The sequence below is a fragment of the Streptomyces sp. NPDC001770 genome (genome assembly GCF_053596135.1).
In genome coordinates, this window is sequence record NZ_JBSFFN010000001.1 from 1 (window position 1) to 15022 (window position 15022).

The 15022-nt window shown below is 70.4% G+C and carries 12 protein-coding genes, 1 tRNA gene and 2 pseudogenes; 6 read left to right on the forward strand and 9 right to left on the reverse strand.

The window, feature by feature from the left end:
- The 3 genes and pseudogenes from ACWCSV_RS00005 to ACWCSV_RS00015 form a co-directional block, all read right to left on the reverse strand.
- Positions 1-194 (reverse strand): annotated as a pseudogene (locus tag ACWCSV_RS00005) (sulfate adenylyltransferase subunit CysD); the annotation flags it as partial.
- A 116-nt stretch (positions 195-310) separates the two neighbouring features.
- Positions 311-853: pseudogene (gene cysC / locus ACWCSV_RS00010) on the reverse strand (adenylyl-sulfate kinase); the annotation flags it as partial.
- Complete coding sequence (locus ACWCSV_RS00015) at positions 850-1626, reverse strand: sulfotransferase family protein (protein ID WP_451137595.1); 777 nt, start codon at positions 1624-1626, stop codon at positions 850-852. The pseudogene cysC and the gene ACWCSV_RS00015, both read right to left, overlap by 4 nt.
- A gap of 251 nt (positions 1627-1877) precedes the next feature.
- On the opposite strand from ACWCSV_RS00015, the gene ACWCSV_RS00020 reads away from it, so the two are divergent.
- Entirely contained in the window at positions 1878-2957 is a 1080-nt protein-coding gene (locus tag ACWCSV_RS00020; RefSeq protein ID WP_451137596.1) for a dTDP-glucose 4,6-dehydratase, read from the forward strand.
- Between the two features lie 140 nt (positions 2958-3097).
- Positions 3098-4762, forward strand: a complete 1665-nt coding sequence (locus ACWCSV_RS00025; RefSeq protein ID WP_451137597.1) for a DoxX family membrane protein — start codon at positions 3098-3100, stop codon at positions 4760-4762.
- 190 nt (positions 4763-4952) lie between these two features.
- Here ACWCSV_RS00025 and ACWCSV_RS00030 read toward each other — a convergent pair whose 3' ends face one another.
- The 3 genes from ACWCSV_RS00030 to ACWCSV_RS00040 form a co-directional block, all read right to left on the reverse strand.
- Positions 4953-5669, reverse strand: a complete 717-nt coding sequence (locus ACWCSV_RS00030; RefSeq protein ID WP_451137949.1) for a nucleotidyltransferase family protein — start codon at positions 5667-5669, stop codon at positions 4953-4955.
- A gap of 130 nt (positions 5670-5799) precedes the next feature.
- Positions 5800-6213: a hypothetical protein gene (locus ACWCSV_RS00035; protein WP_327176517.1), complete on the reverse strand. Its 414-nt coding sequence runs from the start codon at positions 6211-6213 to the stop codon at positions 5800-5802.
- A gap of 336 nt (positions 6214-6549) precedes the next feature.
- Positions 6550-7686 carry an ABC transporter ATP-binding protein gene (locus ACWCSV_RS00040; RefSeq protein WP_390959462.1) on the reverse strand — a complete coding sequence of 379 codons (1137 nt, stop codon included), beginning with the start codon at positions 7684-7686 and terminating at the stop codon, positions 6550-6552.
- 212 nt (positions 7687-7898) lie between these two features.
- On the opposite strand from ACWCSV_RS00040, the gene ACWCSV_RS00045 reads away from it, so the two are divergent.
- Positions 7899-7973 (forward strand) — tRNA-Thr (locus ACWCSV_RS00045).
- A 200-nt stretch (positions 7974-8173) separates the two neighbouring features.
- Here ACWCSV_RS00045 and ACWCSV_RS00050 read toward each other — a convergent pair.
- From ACWCSV_RS00050 to ACWCSV_RS00060, 3 genes are all read right to left on the reverse strand, one after another.
- Complete coding sequence (locus ACWCSV_RS00050; protein WP_358759326.1) at positions 8174-8977, reverse strand: hypothetical protein; 804 nt, start codon at positions 8975-8977, stop codon at positions 8174-8176.
- Between the two features lie 212 nt (positions 8978-9189).
- Complete coding sequence (locus ACWCSV_RS00055; RefSeq protein ID WP_451137598.1) at positions 9190-10806, reverse strand: tyrosine-type recombinase/integrase; 1617 nt, start codon at positions 10804-10806, stop codon at positions 9190-9192.
- A gap of 5 nt (positions 10807-10811) precedes the next feature.
- Positions 10812-11492: a helix-turn-helix domain-containing protein gene (locus ACWCSV_RS00060; protein ID WP_451137599.1), complete on the reverse strand. Its 681-nt coding sequence runs from the start codon at positions 11490-11492 to the stop codon at positions 10812-10814.
- Between the two features lie 129 nt (positions 11493-11621).
- Between ACWCSV_RS00060 and ACWCSV_RS00065 the strand changes: the two genes are divergently transcribed.
- The 3 genes from ACWCSV_RS00065 (at position 11622) to ACWCSV_RS00075 (ending at position 14508) form a co-directional block, all read left to right on the forward strand.
- A complete protein-coding gene (locus ACWCSV_RS00065; protein WP_451137600.1) occupies positions 11622-11816 on the forward strand; it encodes a hypothetical protein in 195 nt (64 codons plus the stop codon).
- A 233-nt stretch (positions 11817-12049) separates the two neighbouring features.
- A complete protein-coding gene (locus ACWCSV_RS00070) occupies positions 12050-13342 on the forward strand; it encodes a DUF3631 domain-containing protein (RefSeq protein WP_451137601.1) in 1293 nt (430 codons plus the stop codon).
- A gap of 374 nt (positions 13343-13716) precedes the next feature.
- Positions 13717-14508, forward strand: a complete 792-nt coding sequence (locus tag ACWCSV_RS00075) for a DUF2637 domain-containing protein (protein WP_451137602.1) — start codon at positions 13717-13719, stop codon at positions 14506-14508.
- The last annotated feature ends 514 nt before the right edge of the window (positions 14509-15022 follow it).

Sequence of the window (15022 nt, forward strand, 5' to 3'; positions counted from 1 at the left end):
AAGGCCTTCAGCGCGAGGTGGAGCATCACGATGGAGTCCTTGCCGCCGGAGAACAGGATCACCGGCCGCTCGAACTCCCCCGCCACCTCACGGAAGATGTGCACCGCCTCCGACTCCAACGCGTCCAGGTGCGAGCGCGCGGGGGCCGTACCGTCTTCCCCCGGTGTGCGGGGGGCCGTGGGGGTGTCGTTCATGCGGGGTCCTCCCCGTCGTGCGGGACCGGGGCGCCGTGGCCTTCCGGTCCGTCGAGCCGTTCGACGTGCGGTTCGACGTGCGGTCCGTCGGTCGGGCCGTCGGTCGGTCCGTCGAGCCGTCCGTCCAGCAGGTCCAGTACGGCCTCGGCCGATTCGGCCACCGTCCGGCGGTGGGCGGCTATCCGCAGATCGGGCGACTCGGGCGCCTCGTACGGGGCGTCCACCCCCGTGAGCCCGCTGATCCCACCCGCCGCCTGCCGGGCGTACAGCCCCTTCACGTCGCGTACCGAGCAGACCTCCACCGGGGTCGCGACGTGGACCTCCAGATAGCGGGTGCCGCTCTGCGCGTGCCGGGCGCGGACCGCCTCGCGGCTGTCGGCGTACGGGGCGATGACGGGGACGACCGCGATCACGCCGTTGCGGGCGAGGACCTCGGCGACCAGCCCGATGCGCTGGACGTTGGTGTTCCGGTCCTCGCGGGAGAAGCCGAGCCCGGCCGAGAGGAACGTACGGATCTCGTCGCCGTCCAGCACCTCGACCCGGCGGCCCGCCGCGCGGAGCCGCTCCTCGACCGCGCGGGCCAGGGTGCTCTTGCCGGAGCTGGGCAGGCCGGTCAGCCACACGGTGGCGCCGCCCGAGGGGATGCGGCAGGGGCTCAGCACGGGTACCCCCAGGCACGCGAGATCTCGCGCAGCCGCGCGGGGACTTCCTCGGCGGAGGGCAGCGGGCGGGCCTGCTGGATTTTTCCGGACTTGATGTTGTCGCTCCAGTCCCCGATGAATGCCTGGAAAGGGCCGTGGTCCTGCTTTCCGTAATTCAGCATTTCCGGGGTCCAGGTGACGCCGATGAATTCGCAGATTTTCTTGGTGACGGCGGCGGGGTCCTCGGTCAATTCCTCGTACCGCACGGTGAGGCCCGGCAGGGCGGCGCGCGCCTCGTGGACGGCGTCCACGTAGGTCTTCACCTCGGCCACGGTCGCCTCGTGGTCGCGGTCGGGGCGGCCGTTCACGAGCGAGGTCACCATCGAGGCCGGGTGGCGGAGCAGGAAGACGAACCGGGCGTCGGGCCAGGCCTCGTGGAGCCGCCGCCAGATGAGGGCGTTGCCCGGCGTCTTGTCGACGATGACGTCCTTGCCGCTGTGCACCAGCTCGCGGTGGAGCACCCGGTCCCAGAGCAGGTGCTCCAGTTCGGCCCGGTCGAGACCGAGCTTGTCCATCGCCTTCTCGCTGTACGCCTTCTGGAGCCGCACCTCCAGGGTGCGCAGATGCATCTCGTGCGGCGCGCGCACCGAGGGGTGGCTGTTGAGCAGCACCCGCAGCAGGGTGGAGCCCGAACGCACCGAGGAGATGACGAAGACGGGGTCCGGAACCAGCCGCGCGCCCCGGGGAGCGGGCCGCGCGGGTGCCGGTCGTCGGGTGGTCGCCGCGCCCACGCGGTTCCTCAGGGCGCGCAACGTCCGGCGGGCCCGGCGGCCGGCCGCCCTCACCCGTGGGTCGTGCTGGAGCATTCGGTTCGTACCTCCTCATGGATGCGGCATTCCGCACTGCGTACCCCGAGTTTTATTACGGGTTCATGAAATGGGCGTGATTCGGAACTGTGCCGGTTGTGAGATCTTTCTGAAAGATTGATGAGAAAGGGAGTTGTGTTACGGTCGCCTGCGTGCGGAGAGAGATAATTCCAGGAATGAATTTCCGGAACGCGCCGGGAAACCCGGTGCCGCCGGGTGGTGGTGGGCGCCGGACCTCCGCCGGGCCGACCCGTCTTCTCGTCACCGGTGGCGCGGGCTTCGTCGGCTCCGCGTACGTGCGCCACGTCCTCGGTCCCGACGGGCCCGGCGACGTGACCGTCACCGTCCTGGACAAGCTGACCCACGCGGGCACCCTGACCAACCTCACGACCGTGCTCGCCGATCCGCGGTTCTGGTTCGTGCACGGCGACGTCTGCGATCCGGCGACGGCCGCCCGGCTGGCCGGCCGGCACGACGAGATCGTGCACTTCGCGGCCGAGACGCAGGTGGACCGGTCGGTGGACGGTACGGCGGTCTTCGTGGCGACCAATGTGCTCGGCACGCAGACCCTCGCGGAGGCCGCCCTGCGCGGCGGGGTCCGCAGGTTCGTCCACATCTCCACCGACGAGGTGTACGGCCCCGGGGGCGCGGGCCCCCGCGCCGAGGAGGCCCCGCTCGCCCCCGACTCCCCGTACTCCGCGTCGAAGGCGTCCGCCGACCTGATCGCGCTGGCCCACCACCGCACCCACGGCCTGGACGTCCGCGTGGTCCGGGCCGCCGGGACGTACGGCCCGCACCAGTTCCCCGAGCACACCGTGCCGTCCCTGGTCACCCGGCTGATGGGCGGGCTCGACGTGGTGCGCGCGGCCGGGGGCGGGGACGGCGGCGGGGGTGCGCGAGTGCGGGACTGGCTGCACGTCGACGACCACTGCCGGGGCATCGAACTCGCCCGGACCCGGGGCCGCCCCGGCCGCACCTACAACCTCGGCGGCGGTGCGCAGCTGAGCGAGAACCAGCTGGCCGGGCTCCTGGCGGAGCTGTGCGGCGCCCGCCCGGCCCGTACCGAAGAGGCGGGCCGCCCGGCCGGGGGGCCCGTGGCCCCCCGTACCGAAGAGGTCCCGGCGGCCGGCGCCGCCTGGTCGCGCGCCCGCGCCGAACTGGGCTACCGGCCGCGCCGCGCGCTCCGCGAGGCCCTCGCCGAGACCACCGCCTGGTACTGGGAGAACCGTGCCTGGTGGGAGCCGCTCACCTCCTGACCCGGCACACCGATAAGGGGCGAACGGGGCATGTGGGGCGTGCGGTGAGCCGGAACGGTGCACGGTGCACGAGGTGTTGACGGTTCTCGGACACATAGACGAGGCCGAGGCAGTGTCCTAACGTCACGTCACTCGGTTAGATGAGTGTGGACACCAGAACGCCTCGGTTCGACGATCAACCCGCCCTGAGCATGACCAAGGTGGACAGCGACCCCGCGCAGGTCATCGTCAACCACGCCAGCTTCCGGGTGCAGCTTCCCCCGGGCCAGCGCGCACGGCTGCGGGGTCCGGCTCCGGTCGGCGCCGCACGCGTCCCGGCGATGAGCGGAGCCGGGGGGCGCAGGCGGGCCCCGGTCGTCTGGAGCGGGAGGTCGGAACCGGGCGACCCGGGGGCGTCGGGCCTGCTCCAGGCCGTACGCAACTCCTCCGCCGGCCACAGCCCCTCGGGTGCCACCCAGCTCATCCCGCGCCTGGACGAGACGCAGCCCAACCCGGTGCTGCCCACCTCGCAGCGTGCGGGCGGCGGGCCGCTCCTCCCGCCGATGCGGCAGGCGGTCGGCGCGTACGACGGGACCGGTCCCGCGTACGACGGCTTCGACCGGTACGACGAGAAGTTCGGCAAGGACCGCTACGGCGACGGCAAGTCCGGCGACGAGCGGTATGACGACCGGTACGGCGACGACGGGTACGACGAAGACCCGGACGAGGGCCCCGAGGTCCGCGACCGGCGGACCTCCGCCGACTCCGTACGGCACGCCTATTACCCGGGCCGCAGGATGAACCTCGGCGTCGTCCTCTTCCCGCTCCGCGTGTTCCTCGGCTTCATCTCCATCTACGCGGGCATGGGCAAGCTCTGCGACCCCGTCTTCTTCGACGGCGGCGAGCGCGGCTCCATGGTCAAGTGGCTCAACTCGCTCCACCCGTGGGCGGCGGCCGAACCGCTGCGCGAGGCCGCCCTCTCGCACCCGGTCGGCGCGGGCCTCACCGTCGCCTTCCTCCAGGTCGTCGTCGGTGTGCTCACCGTCCTCGGCCTCTGGCAGCGGGTCGCCGCCGCCTTCGGCGCGCTGCTCTCCGCCGCGCTGCTGGTCACCGTCAGCTGGCACACCGTCGCCGTCTACGACGCCCCGGACATCATCTTCCTCGCCGCCTGGAGCCCGCTCGTCATCGCGGGCGCCCCGGTCTACTCGGTCGACGCCCGCCTGGCCGGCGAGGCGTGGCGCCGGCTCGGCCCGCGCTCCGAGATCTGGGAGCTCCGCAGCCGGGTGCTGCGGCGCGGCTCGGTCCTGGCGAGCGTGATCGTCGGACTCACGCTGCTCGTCGGCTCGGTGCTGGGCGGCGCGGTCCGGTCCACCCAGGTCGTGACCGTACCCGGCCCGGACGAGAAGCCGACCAACCAGCTGCCCGGCATGCCGCTCCCGGAGGAGACCCCGGTGAAGCCCAGGGCACCGAAGAAGACGGTCCCGGAGCACACGCCCGTACCGTCCCGTTCCGTCGCCCCGCCGGCTCCGTCCGCCGAGCGCACCGCCCCGAGCACCGGGGCCACCGCCGGACAGGCCACCACCGGTACGGGCGCCGAGCCCAGCGCGACGCAGGGCACCGTCCAGGAGCCCCCGCGCCAGGAGACGTCTCCGCAGGCGCCCCCGTCCGCCAGCTCCTCCGGCCCGTCCTCCTCCGGTGCCACCACCGGCGGCGACGGAGGCGGCGCCACCGGCGGGGACTCCTCGGACCCGTCGGACGGCGACACCGGTTCCTCCGACTCGACCTCCGGCGGCGGCCGGAACCCGCTCGGGGGGCTCCTCGGCTGAGGGTCAGCGGTTCGGCGGTAGCGCTGAAGAGGTCCCACCGGAGCTTCCGGTGGGACCTCTTCAGCGTGCGTGTCCGTGGCCGCCGGGGCCGGGGGCGCCGGGGGTCGGGGGCCGCCGGGGTCGGGCTGTGCGCCTCGGTCCGACTGGGCGCCCCGGCCGGCCGTGCGCCTCGGCCGGCCGTGCGTGCCTCTCAGCCCGCCTGCGCGCCGAGTTCCCTGGCGGCCTCGGTCAGGTCCTTCGCCGTGTCGATCGCCCGCCAGTAGGCGCCCTGCGGCAGCGGGTACCCGGCGAGCAGGCGCTCGCGGGCCAGCCGCGGGAAGGTGGTCCGCTCGTGGTCGCCCCGGTCGGGCAGCAGCCCCCTGAAGGCCGGCGAGAACACGTACACACCGGCGTTGATCAGATACGGGGACGGCGGCGACTCGATGAAGTCGGTGATGTGCCCGAAGGCGTCCGTCTCCACGGCACCCCACGGAATGCGCGGCCGGGCCAGGGCAAGGGTGGCGGTGGCGTCGCGCTCCGCGTGGAACGCGGCCATCTCGCGCAGCGAGAAACGGGTCCAGATGTCGCCGTTCGTGGCGTACCAGGGCTGCTCCGGATCGGGCAGCCGCGCGGCGGCGTACTTCAGCCCACCGCCACGCCCCAGGGGCTCGTTCTCGACGACCGTCGTCACGCTGAGTGGCAGGACGGCCGAATCCAGCCACTCCTGGAGCACCTCGGCAAGATGGCCGCACGAGATCACGACGTCGGTGACGCCCTCGGCGGCCAGCCAGGAAAGCTGATGGCCGATGATCGGGGTCCCGGTGCCCGGGATCTCGACCATCGGCTTGGGACGGTCATCGGTGTACGGGCGCAGTCGCGACCCCTGGCCACCGGCCAGGACCACGGCCTGCGTCGGATACGTATGCAGCATGGCAGGCACGATATGCCGTACCTGCCATGTCTGCCGGTCGCGTTCGGTCGAACTGCGGTTCTGTCGAGCCGCAGGCCGCCGGAGCGCGGCTCAACTGGTCTGCGACTGCGGGCCGACCGGACTGCGTTCAGCTGAACTGTGCGACGCCCGAGGCGAACGACGTGTCGCAGACCGGCCGGGAGAAGCGGTGCGCGCGCGTCGGGCCGTACTGCTCGACGGCCGCCTTGCCGAGCGCCTTCGCGATCGACATGCAGTGACGTGCCAGCGAGGGCTTCTGCTCCACCGCACGCTGAAGGTCCGTCAGGGCCACGCCCGGGTCCTTCTCCTTGAGTTCGACGAGCAGCTTCTCGCGCAGGATGTCCTGCGGGGCGAGAGGCTTGGCCTTCTGCGACACGGTCGCCGAGGCGGTGGTCAGCAGCTGGGTGTCCGTGTTCGGCGCTGACCACGGCACGCGGGTGACCGCGAGCGTCCCGGACAGGACCATGACGACGGGCAGGACGAAGGCGAGGGTTCGGCCGATTCGGCGCGCGGTGTGGGTCACGCAGCGAGCGTAGCGGTCCGTGACGATCCGGCGACCTTCCGTCACTCTCGCGGGGGAGAGTTCGAGCGCATTTTTCGAATCGGTGGTTGACGGGGGAGGGGGAATTGCCCCGAGTGGGGCGGATATTCACCGCTCGCACCGCTCCCGTACCCCAAACCTGTCGGACGGCGTGCGTGGTCCGGCGCGGAGTCCGTGTACGACGACGGTCCCGCCTCCTCGGAAGGAGACGGGACCGTCGGTCGAGCGGGGTGATCGGATCGTGTCGATCGAGCCGTGCTGATCGAACCGTGCCGACCGGGCTGTGCCGACCGGGCTGTGCCGACCGGGCTGTGCCGATCAGGCGGTGAGGCGCTCGCCGGTCGAGGTCGCGAAGACGTGCAGCTCGTCCGGGCGCGGGACGACGTGCAGCTTCGTGCCCTTCTCCGGAACGGCGCGGCCGCCGACGCGGACCACGAGGTCCTTGTGCTGGCCGCCGACCTCGGCAGCGCCGTAGACGAAGCCGTCGGCGCCGAGCTCCTCGACCACGTTGACCGAGACGGCGAGGCCGGCCGGGGCGTCGGAGGAGGCCTTGGTGAGGCCGGTCGCGGCGGCGCCACCGTGCTCGACGATGTCGAAGTGCTCCGGGCGGATGCCGACCGTGACGGTGGTGTCACCGCGGTTCGCGGCGGCGGTGAGCGCCTCGCGGGAGACCGGGACGACGCTGTTGCCGAACTTCACGCCACCGTCGGTGATCGGGACCTCGATCAGGTTCATCGCGGGGGAGCCGATGAAGCCGGCGACGAAGAGGTTCGCCGGGCGGTCGTACATGTTGCGCGGCGAGTCGACCTGCTGGAGCAGACCGTCCTTGAGGACCGCGACGCGGTCACCCATGGTGAGGGCCTCGACCTGGTCGTGCGTGACGTACACGGTCGTGATGCCGAGGCGGCGCTGCAGCGAGGCGATCTGCGTACGGGTGGAGACACGGAGCTTGGCGTCGAGGTTCGACAGCGGCTCGTCCATGAGGAAGACCTGGGGCTCACGCACGATGGCACGGCCCATCGCGACACGCTGGCGCTGACCACCGGAGAGCGCCTTCGGCTTGCGGTCCAGGTAGTCGGTGAGGTCCAGCATCTTGGCGGCCTCTTCGACCTTCGCCCGGATGTCGGTCTTGTTCACACCGGCGATCTTGAGCGCGAAGCCCATGTTGTCCGCGACGGTCATGTGCGGGTACAGCGCGTAGTTCTGGAACACCATGGCGATGTCCCGGTCCTTCGGCGGCAGGTGCGTGACGTCGCGGTCACCGATGCGGATGGCGCCGGCGTTGACGTCCTCGAGACCCGCGAGCATGCGCAGGGAGGTCGACTTGCCACAACCGGAGGGACCGACGAGGACGAGGAACTCGCCGTCCGCGATGTCGATCTCGAGCTGGTCCACCGCGGGCTTCGTGGAGCCGGGGTAGATGCGGGACGCCTTGTCGAACGTGACACTGGCCATGCGGATGCTTCTCCTTCACCGGCAGGAACGTGCCGGACGATCCGAGTAACGGAGTGATCTGGTCCACTCGGGTGAACCCGATGCGACGCTACCTGGCGTTTTACGTTCTGTCTGTAGTCCAGGCCACGTGAATTTCACGTCCTGGACACACGGCGCATTGGTTACACTGCACGGGCACGCGCCGGGCCCGCGCAGGACCCGCGCCCGCGCTCGCCTCCTTAGCTCAGTCCGGCCAGAGCAACGCACTTGTAATGCGTAGGTCGTCGGTTCGAATCCGACAGGGGGCTCGGTGAAACCCCAGGTCACACGCCCGTGACCTGGGGTTTTCTGCTGCTCCGGGCGTGGCGCGTCAGATGGGTGGGGTGCCGGGGGATCGCTTGCGTGAGCGCTGCGTGAGCGGCGGGGGCCAGGGCCTACTGGGTGAGCCTGCTCCGCCTGGCGACCTGGCCCTTCCGTTGCTCTCAGCCAGCTTTCTTTCCTGCTTGAGCTACCGGGTCATGGGTGGCGTACCGAGTGTCTGCCGTACCGCGCTGGTGAAGCGTTCCCGACTGAGTTCCCGGGCCTGCTTGTTGCGTGTGAGGGCAGCCACCATCGCGGATGCCGCTTCCGCTGCCCCCGACAGGCGCGCGAAATTCTCCTCCAGTGCTTCCTGCGCTTCCCCGGAAGCGTGACGGTACTGCTGGATGCTCCTCATCAGCTCGCCCAAAAGGGGATGGCCATCAAGATCTCGTAGGCTCCGCCCTTGATCGCGATAGGAGCGCATGAGCTCACCAAGTTGCTCGGTGTGTTGCCTGTACTCCTCTGTTGCATTGGCCATGGCGTCGGGGGGAACCGCTCGGCTGTCGACCGCTGCTGTCGCAGCTTGGGCTACCTCGATGAACCGGGTGGAGACTCTGACGTCTTCCTGCATCGTCTCGGTCAGCTCCTCAGCTGTGCGTGTGACCTCTTCCGGTCCCAGGAGTGCGATGCGCCGTGCACGTTCCGCCATTCGACCTGCGGCTTCTCCGAGATCCTCGAGGCCCGTGGAATCTGGGTCGTGCACTGCTGCCGATGCTTGGGTGATTCGTAGGCATTCATCCCAGGCTTCGAGGAAGCTCTCGTACGTACTGAGCCGCTGCTGCCTCAGCCAGTGGCCGTGTTCCACGGCGGCTTGGTCCTGCACTTGTCGTCGAACGGTCTCGGCGTTCCTCTCGGCGCCGAACCTGGCTGCTCGTGCTCCAACAAGGGCGCCTAGCCCGGTTGCAGCCAATCCGATCACTGCGATCACGAGAGGAATCACGAAGTCCTTCACGGCAGCTAATCATGTCGGTTTGGCATGCAATTGGAAACGGTGCGTCGGGCGGGACGCGGCTTAGGTGAACGCTCCTCATGGGTTGCGGGAACAAGGCGCTGCCGTCGTCGCCGCGTGGAGCTCACCCGAAGCAGGGCGTAAAAAGCAGGGAGGTGCCGTGGTGTACCTGGATGATCCGCCGATGGCTACCTCCCGGGCTTCTGGTGCTCTGCTTAGGCTTGGGGGCTCACGTTGCGCTTCGCTTTCTTCGCCGACAGGATCTGGGCCTTCTTGGCGCGCTGGGCCTTCTTCCGGGCCTTCTCCGCCTTGCGGGCGGCTTCCTCCGCCTCGGTCTTCCGCTGGAGCGGGACCAGCTTGGCGGTGGCCTCGGCGGCGCTCCTGCCGACGTGGGGGAGGACGCTCTGGTAGATGTCACGGGTGATCCGGGTATCGCTGTGGCCGAGGGTGTCGGACACGATCTTGACGTCGATGCCGGCGGCGAGCATCAGGGTGGCCGCTCCGTGGCGGAGGTCGTGCAGGCGAATCGGTGGCAGGCCCGAGGCCGCGACGAGACGCTCGAAGAGGTCGGTCACCTTGCCGGGGTGGAGCCAGGAGCCGTCCTCCTGAGTGAAGACGAGCCCGGTATCCACCCAGGCCGGTCCCCACGCCTCGCGGTCCGCCTGCTGTTGCTCGCGGTGCCGCTTCAGGACGCCGACGGTGTCGTCGTCCAGCGCCACGACGCGGAAGCCGCTGTCGGTCTTCGGTTCCGACGCCTCGATGTCCCAGCCGTCCTGCACGAGCTGGCCCGAGACAGTGAGGGAGTGCCGGTCGAGGTTGGTCTCCGACCACGGCTGCCCGCACGCCTCGCCCCGGCGCAGGCCGCGGAAGGCGATCAGGTGCCACATGGCGTACAGCCGGTCCTCGGCGACGAAGTCGAGGAAGGCCCCGGTGTGTTCCGGAGTCCACACCATGACGGGGGAGGGCTTCTCGCCGGTCTGCCGCCACTTGGCGACTCGCTCGTCTGTCCAGACCAGTGCCTTCGGCTTACGCGCCGCGTCGATCTCGACGTGGGCTGCCGGGTTGAACGTGATGATCTGCTGGCCGATCGCGTCGTTCAGGGCGGCGCGGAGCGTGGCCTTGACGTGCTGGCGCGTCGAGGGACCGGTGACGCGGCGGTAGGGCGGCATCGCGTCGATCGCCGCTTTGAGGGCCTTTCGGCGAGCGCGATTCTCCAATCCCTTCCACGGAACAGCAGCCAGCTCATCGACCGCTGATCGCCGCTGGGCGTTCTGCTCCAGGGCCTCCGCGTTGGCGTCCGCGATGGCCGTGAACATCTCGCTGAGGTGGCTGACGCGTAGCCGGTCGAGGCGCCGGCCGCCGATGTGCGGTTTGAGGTGCACGCGGACGTCGGTCTCGTAGCGGTTCAGGCCGGACTTGCGGATCCGCTTGCCGGCCAACCAACGGTCGAGCCATTCGGCGACGGTCAGACTGCCGATGAGGTCCTGGCCGGAGTTGAGACGCCGCCGGGTCTCCTCGACCTCCGGCAAAGGTGCCTTCTCGCCGCTGACTTCCGCGAGCATGGCCGCGATCAGCTCCGTACCCTCGCGGTCGTCCGTCTCGACGAGGCCCAAGAGAGCGCGGACGTGGTCGAGGTCGGACTGAGCCGCCTTGAGGCTGCTGTACCCGCCCCGGGCGAAGGAGCGCCGGCTGCCGTCCTCGCGGGAGGGGAGTTCCTGGCGTATGGAGTACGAGCAGTGGTTCCTGGTGCCGCGCTTGGGGCAGGCGGTGCCGAGTTCCCTGCCGGTCTTCGGGTCGCGGCAGGAGCAGCGGCGGTAGGTGGAGCCCTTCAAATGCCTTACTCCTCGGTGGTGTCGGGGAAGTCCTCCGGCGCGTCGACGTCGGAGAGTTCGGGTGCGAGGTACGGGGGTGTGCCGCCGTCTTCGCGGATGTCGGCGCGTGCGGTGCGCAGTCCGTGCTTGGCACGCACTGCCTGTCCGGCGTAGTCCTCCTGGGCGAGCAGGGCCTCCGCACGGGTGGCGGGGTTGTTCGCGGTCCTGGCCTTCCATCGCTCGTACTCCTCACCCCTGAGGGCGGTGAGCGCGGCGTGGTGGTGGCTGGCGTGCGCCCGGAAGTTGCGCAGCATCAGGGACTCGGTGTCCAGGGCGTCGGGGACTTCGCCGGTGAACCACTGCATGGCGTCCCAGGTGGGACGAGGGTCCTCCAGCGGTTGTTGCTGGACTTGGCCGACGTAACCGACGGGGTAGATGAGGCAGATCGGGTGGGTGTCGAGGGCCATGGCCAGGACCATGACGTCGACGAGGGGCAGGGTGGAGCGGCGTCCCGACTCCATGTTCGCGATGACGTTGCGGGGGATCGGGTGGCCGAGGTCCGCGCACCGGTCGGCCAGGTCTTGGGCGCTCATGCGTAGTTCCTTCCTTCGTCTCCGTACCTCGCCGGCCACGGTTGCCGTGACCTGGTCCTCCCACAGGGGAGCGTCGTCCCCGTCCTCTCCAGGGTGAGCATCGCGTTGTGTCATGGAGACACATTAGCTCCATCATCCTGGAAGTGCTGGCCTGGAGACGGACGCGATCGCTGTGTTCGCCGAGGGCTCGTCATGGACGGAGTACAGATGCGCGGGAACCAGGATCGTGGGCGGGAGCATGGCATGAGCCGGGAGGAGTTGCTCGCCCTGCCGGTGGCCGTTGACCTGGAGACAGGTAATCGGGCGCTGGGTCTGGGGCGGAGCAAGGGGTACGAACTGGCCAAGCGGGGCCAATACCCGTGCAGGGTGCTCCGATTGGGCAACGCCTACCGAGTGGTGACCGCCGACCTGCTCGGCCTGTTGGGGCTGGCTGCATGACGAGGCGAACGTGGCGCGGTTCGTTCTGCGCTGAGCTGACACAGAAACGCTGGACTGTGCCCGGACGTGGACGTACTGTCCGTGGTCCCTCGCGATCATCCGATGCCCGCGAGACACGAACGGGCCCCCGGCGGTGCAACGCCGGAGGCCCCAGCAACCCCGAACGGCCCGTGAAGAACCAACCCGACGGCCAAGGCGTGCAAGCCCACGGCCGTCAGACGAGGAGCTGCCCCGTGGAACACACGGGAGCCGAACCCTATTCCGAAGCCGCCAAGCCCGCGTGGCCTCCGGTCGCCATACCTGGACGGCCCGCCCACCTCCAGGGCGGCGAATCCCGAGAGCACCCCGGCCGCAGCGCCCCAGGCGCCGGTACGGCACAGGCCGTTGCCCCGGAGCCGACCCCCGATCCGGAGCCGACTCCAGGATCGGCGCTGCTGGAGGAACTGCGCTCCCAGATAGCGAAGTTCGTGATCCTGCCCTCCGCCGAGGCGCTGGACGCGGTGACACTCTGGGTGGCCGCGACGCACCTGCAACCCGCCTGGCAGCACGCGCCGCGGCTCGCGGTGGTGGGCCCGGCCAAGCGGTGCGGTAAGTCGAGGCTGCTCGACGTGCTGACCGAGACGGTCCACGAGCCGATGATCACCATCAACACCACGCCGGCCGCGGTCTTCCGCTCGATCACGGAGGAACCGCCCACGCTCCTGGTGGACGAGGCGGACACCATCTTCGGTACGCCGAAGATGGCGGAGAAGAACGAGGAGATGCGCGGCCTGCTCAACGCCGGCCATCAGCGCAACCGCTACGTCACACGGGTCGTCGGCAACGACCACACCCCGCACAGGTTCGCGACGTTCGCGATGGCGGCGCTCGCCGGAATCGGCGACCTGCCGGACACAATCATGGACAGGGCCGTGGTGGTCCGCATGCGGCGCCGGGCCGAGGGCGAGTACGTGAAACCGTTCCGCTCACGCCGTGACATCCCCGTCCTGCACGAGCTGCGGGACCGGATAGCGCAGTGGGCCAAGCCGCACCTGGAGGTCGCGGCACAGCGGGAGCCGGAGATGCCGGTCGAAGACCGGGCCGCCGACACCTGGGAGCCGCTGGTCATCATCGCGGACCTCGCCGCAGGTCCCTGGCCCCGCCTCGCCCGTGCGGCGTGCGGACGGATGGTCGCCGCCGAGGTCGAGGTGGAGGAAGACCACCCCGGTGGGGCGCGGATCCTGGCCGACATCCGCAGGGCCTTCGCCGCTCAGCGCGAGCCCGACAGTCTCACCACGGAGGACATCCTCCGCCTGCTCCGCCAGGACCCCGAAGGCCCCTGGGCGGAATGGGGACGCGACGGCCTCACGTCCCGCCACCTGGGAGACCTGCTACGCGAGTTCGGTATCAAGCCCGGCAACGTCCGCCTCGCCGATGGGACCCAGCGCAAGGGATACACGCGCAACAAGTTCCTCGACGCGTGGCGACGCTACTGCCCCGCCGTCCATCCCGTCGACCCCGGGGCCGACACCCCCGCAGCGGGCTGAGCCCGCGGCCCTGAATGCCGTCCCTGCCGTCCCTGCCGTGATCCCGCAGGTCAGGCGGCCTGCGCTCAAGACGGCAAACGCGGCCAAGACGGATGAGCGACCCGGTACGGCGTGATCGTCCCCTAACGGCGACCGGATCCGTCCTGCGCCGTCCCAGGCGTCCCTGCCGTATCGCCTCAGGTCAGAGCTGTACCGGTCGGGACGGCACACCGACGTCGAGCCGTCCCGACCACCGAGGGCAGAGCACCCTGCCCGCCGGCCGGGACGGCTCGGCGAAACGGCTGCCGTCCCGGACCTGACCAGGGCTTGCAACGGCCAAGACGGCCAAGACGGCCAAGACGGCCCACCAGAACACGAACCACAGGAGCATCCGCTTGTCCCTCCCCGCCCTCGCCTCCCACCGCCCGACGCCGACCAAGCACGCCGCCGAGAGGTACGCGCTCGCCGCCGCCGGTGCCGTCATCGTGGCCCTGACCGCCGCCGGGTTCTGGCTCTCCTACGCCCACCTTGCCGAGGTCGCGGGAGAGCACGGTCTGGGCGGCTCGCTCACCCGGCAATGGGCGTGGCCTGCGACCTTGGACGCCTTCATCGTCGCCGGCGAACTGCTCATGCTCAGGGCGGGGCTGCGCGCTGTCACGGACGGTTGGGCCGTCGCTCTGACGGCCACCGGTTCGGTCGGCTCCATCGCGCTCAACGTGGCCGGAGTTGGCGGCACGGGCCGGACCGGCCCCGTGCCCGTACTCGACTACGTCGTCGCCGCGGTGCCCCCGACCGCCGCCCTGCTGGCCTTCGCCGTGCTCATGCGGCAGATCCACCAGCTCGTCGAGCGACCCACCGGCGAAGTCGAGGCAGACCTCACTCCGCCGCTTGATGCGTCGGCCGGCCTTTCCGGTCAGCCCCTCGGACTTCCGGTGGCCGTTTCCGCTCAGCAGGCGGAAGAGCAGGCGCCGCCGAGCGGCAGGCCCCGCAGTGGACGACCCGCCAGTGCGACGGTCGAGGAACTCGTGGAGATCGGACGAGCTGCCGCAGCTCAGGAAGGAAAGTTGACCCGTGCCTGCGTCCAGCGGGCGTTACGGGCCAAGGGACTTACGGTCGGCGGCAAGCGGCTCACCGAAGTGATGAACACCCTGCGGGCCGAGCCGCTACCACGAGGGGCATCGAACTGAAGGGCGGCTGACCGCCGGGCCGGTGGGCGCAGTCCACGCACTCACCGGCCACTGTCCCTCGCCGCCCGACCCCGTATCCACACCTGTGGACGGGGGACGGGTCACCCAAGCTGCCACCCCGCCCGCACCACCCCGGAGAGCCGCCCGTGACGAACGACCCACACCACACCGAGAGCGACCCACAGCCACCGAAGAAGCCGACGACGACACGGGAGCGTCTGTGGCGGGCGTTCGGACGGGCAGCTCCTGGCGGAGCCAGTAGTACCCCGAGTCCGACTCATGGCCGGTCTTCGGGGACCTCCGCCCCGGGGGTGGCGGAGACGGCCCAGCGCCAGGGGGCGCCGGACCGGAAAGTCGGGGCGGAGGGCGGCCCCGACCCGGAAACCCTCCATGACGTCCAGCGCGAGATCCTGCGCCCCGTTCGCGCCGCTGAGACTGCGACCGGCGAGCCGTCCGTGAAAAGCACACAGCCCACAATCCGCCGCTTCAGCGGCGACAAGCGCACAGAGCGCGT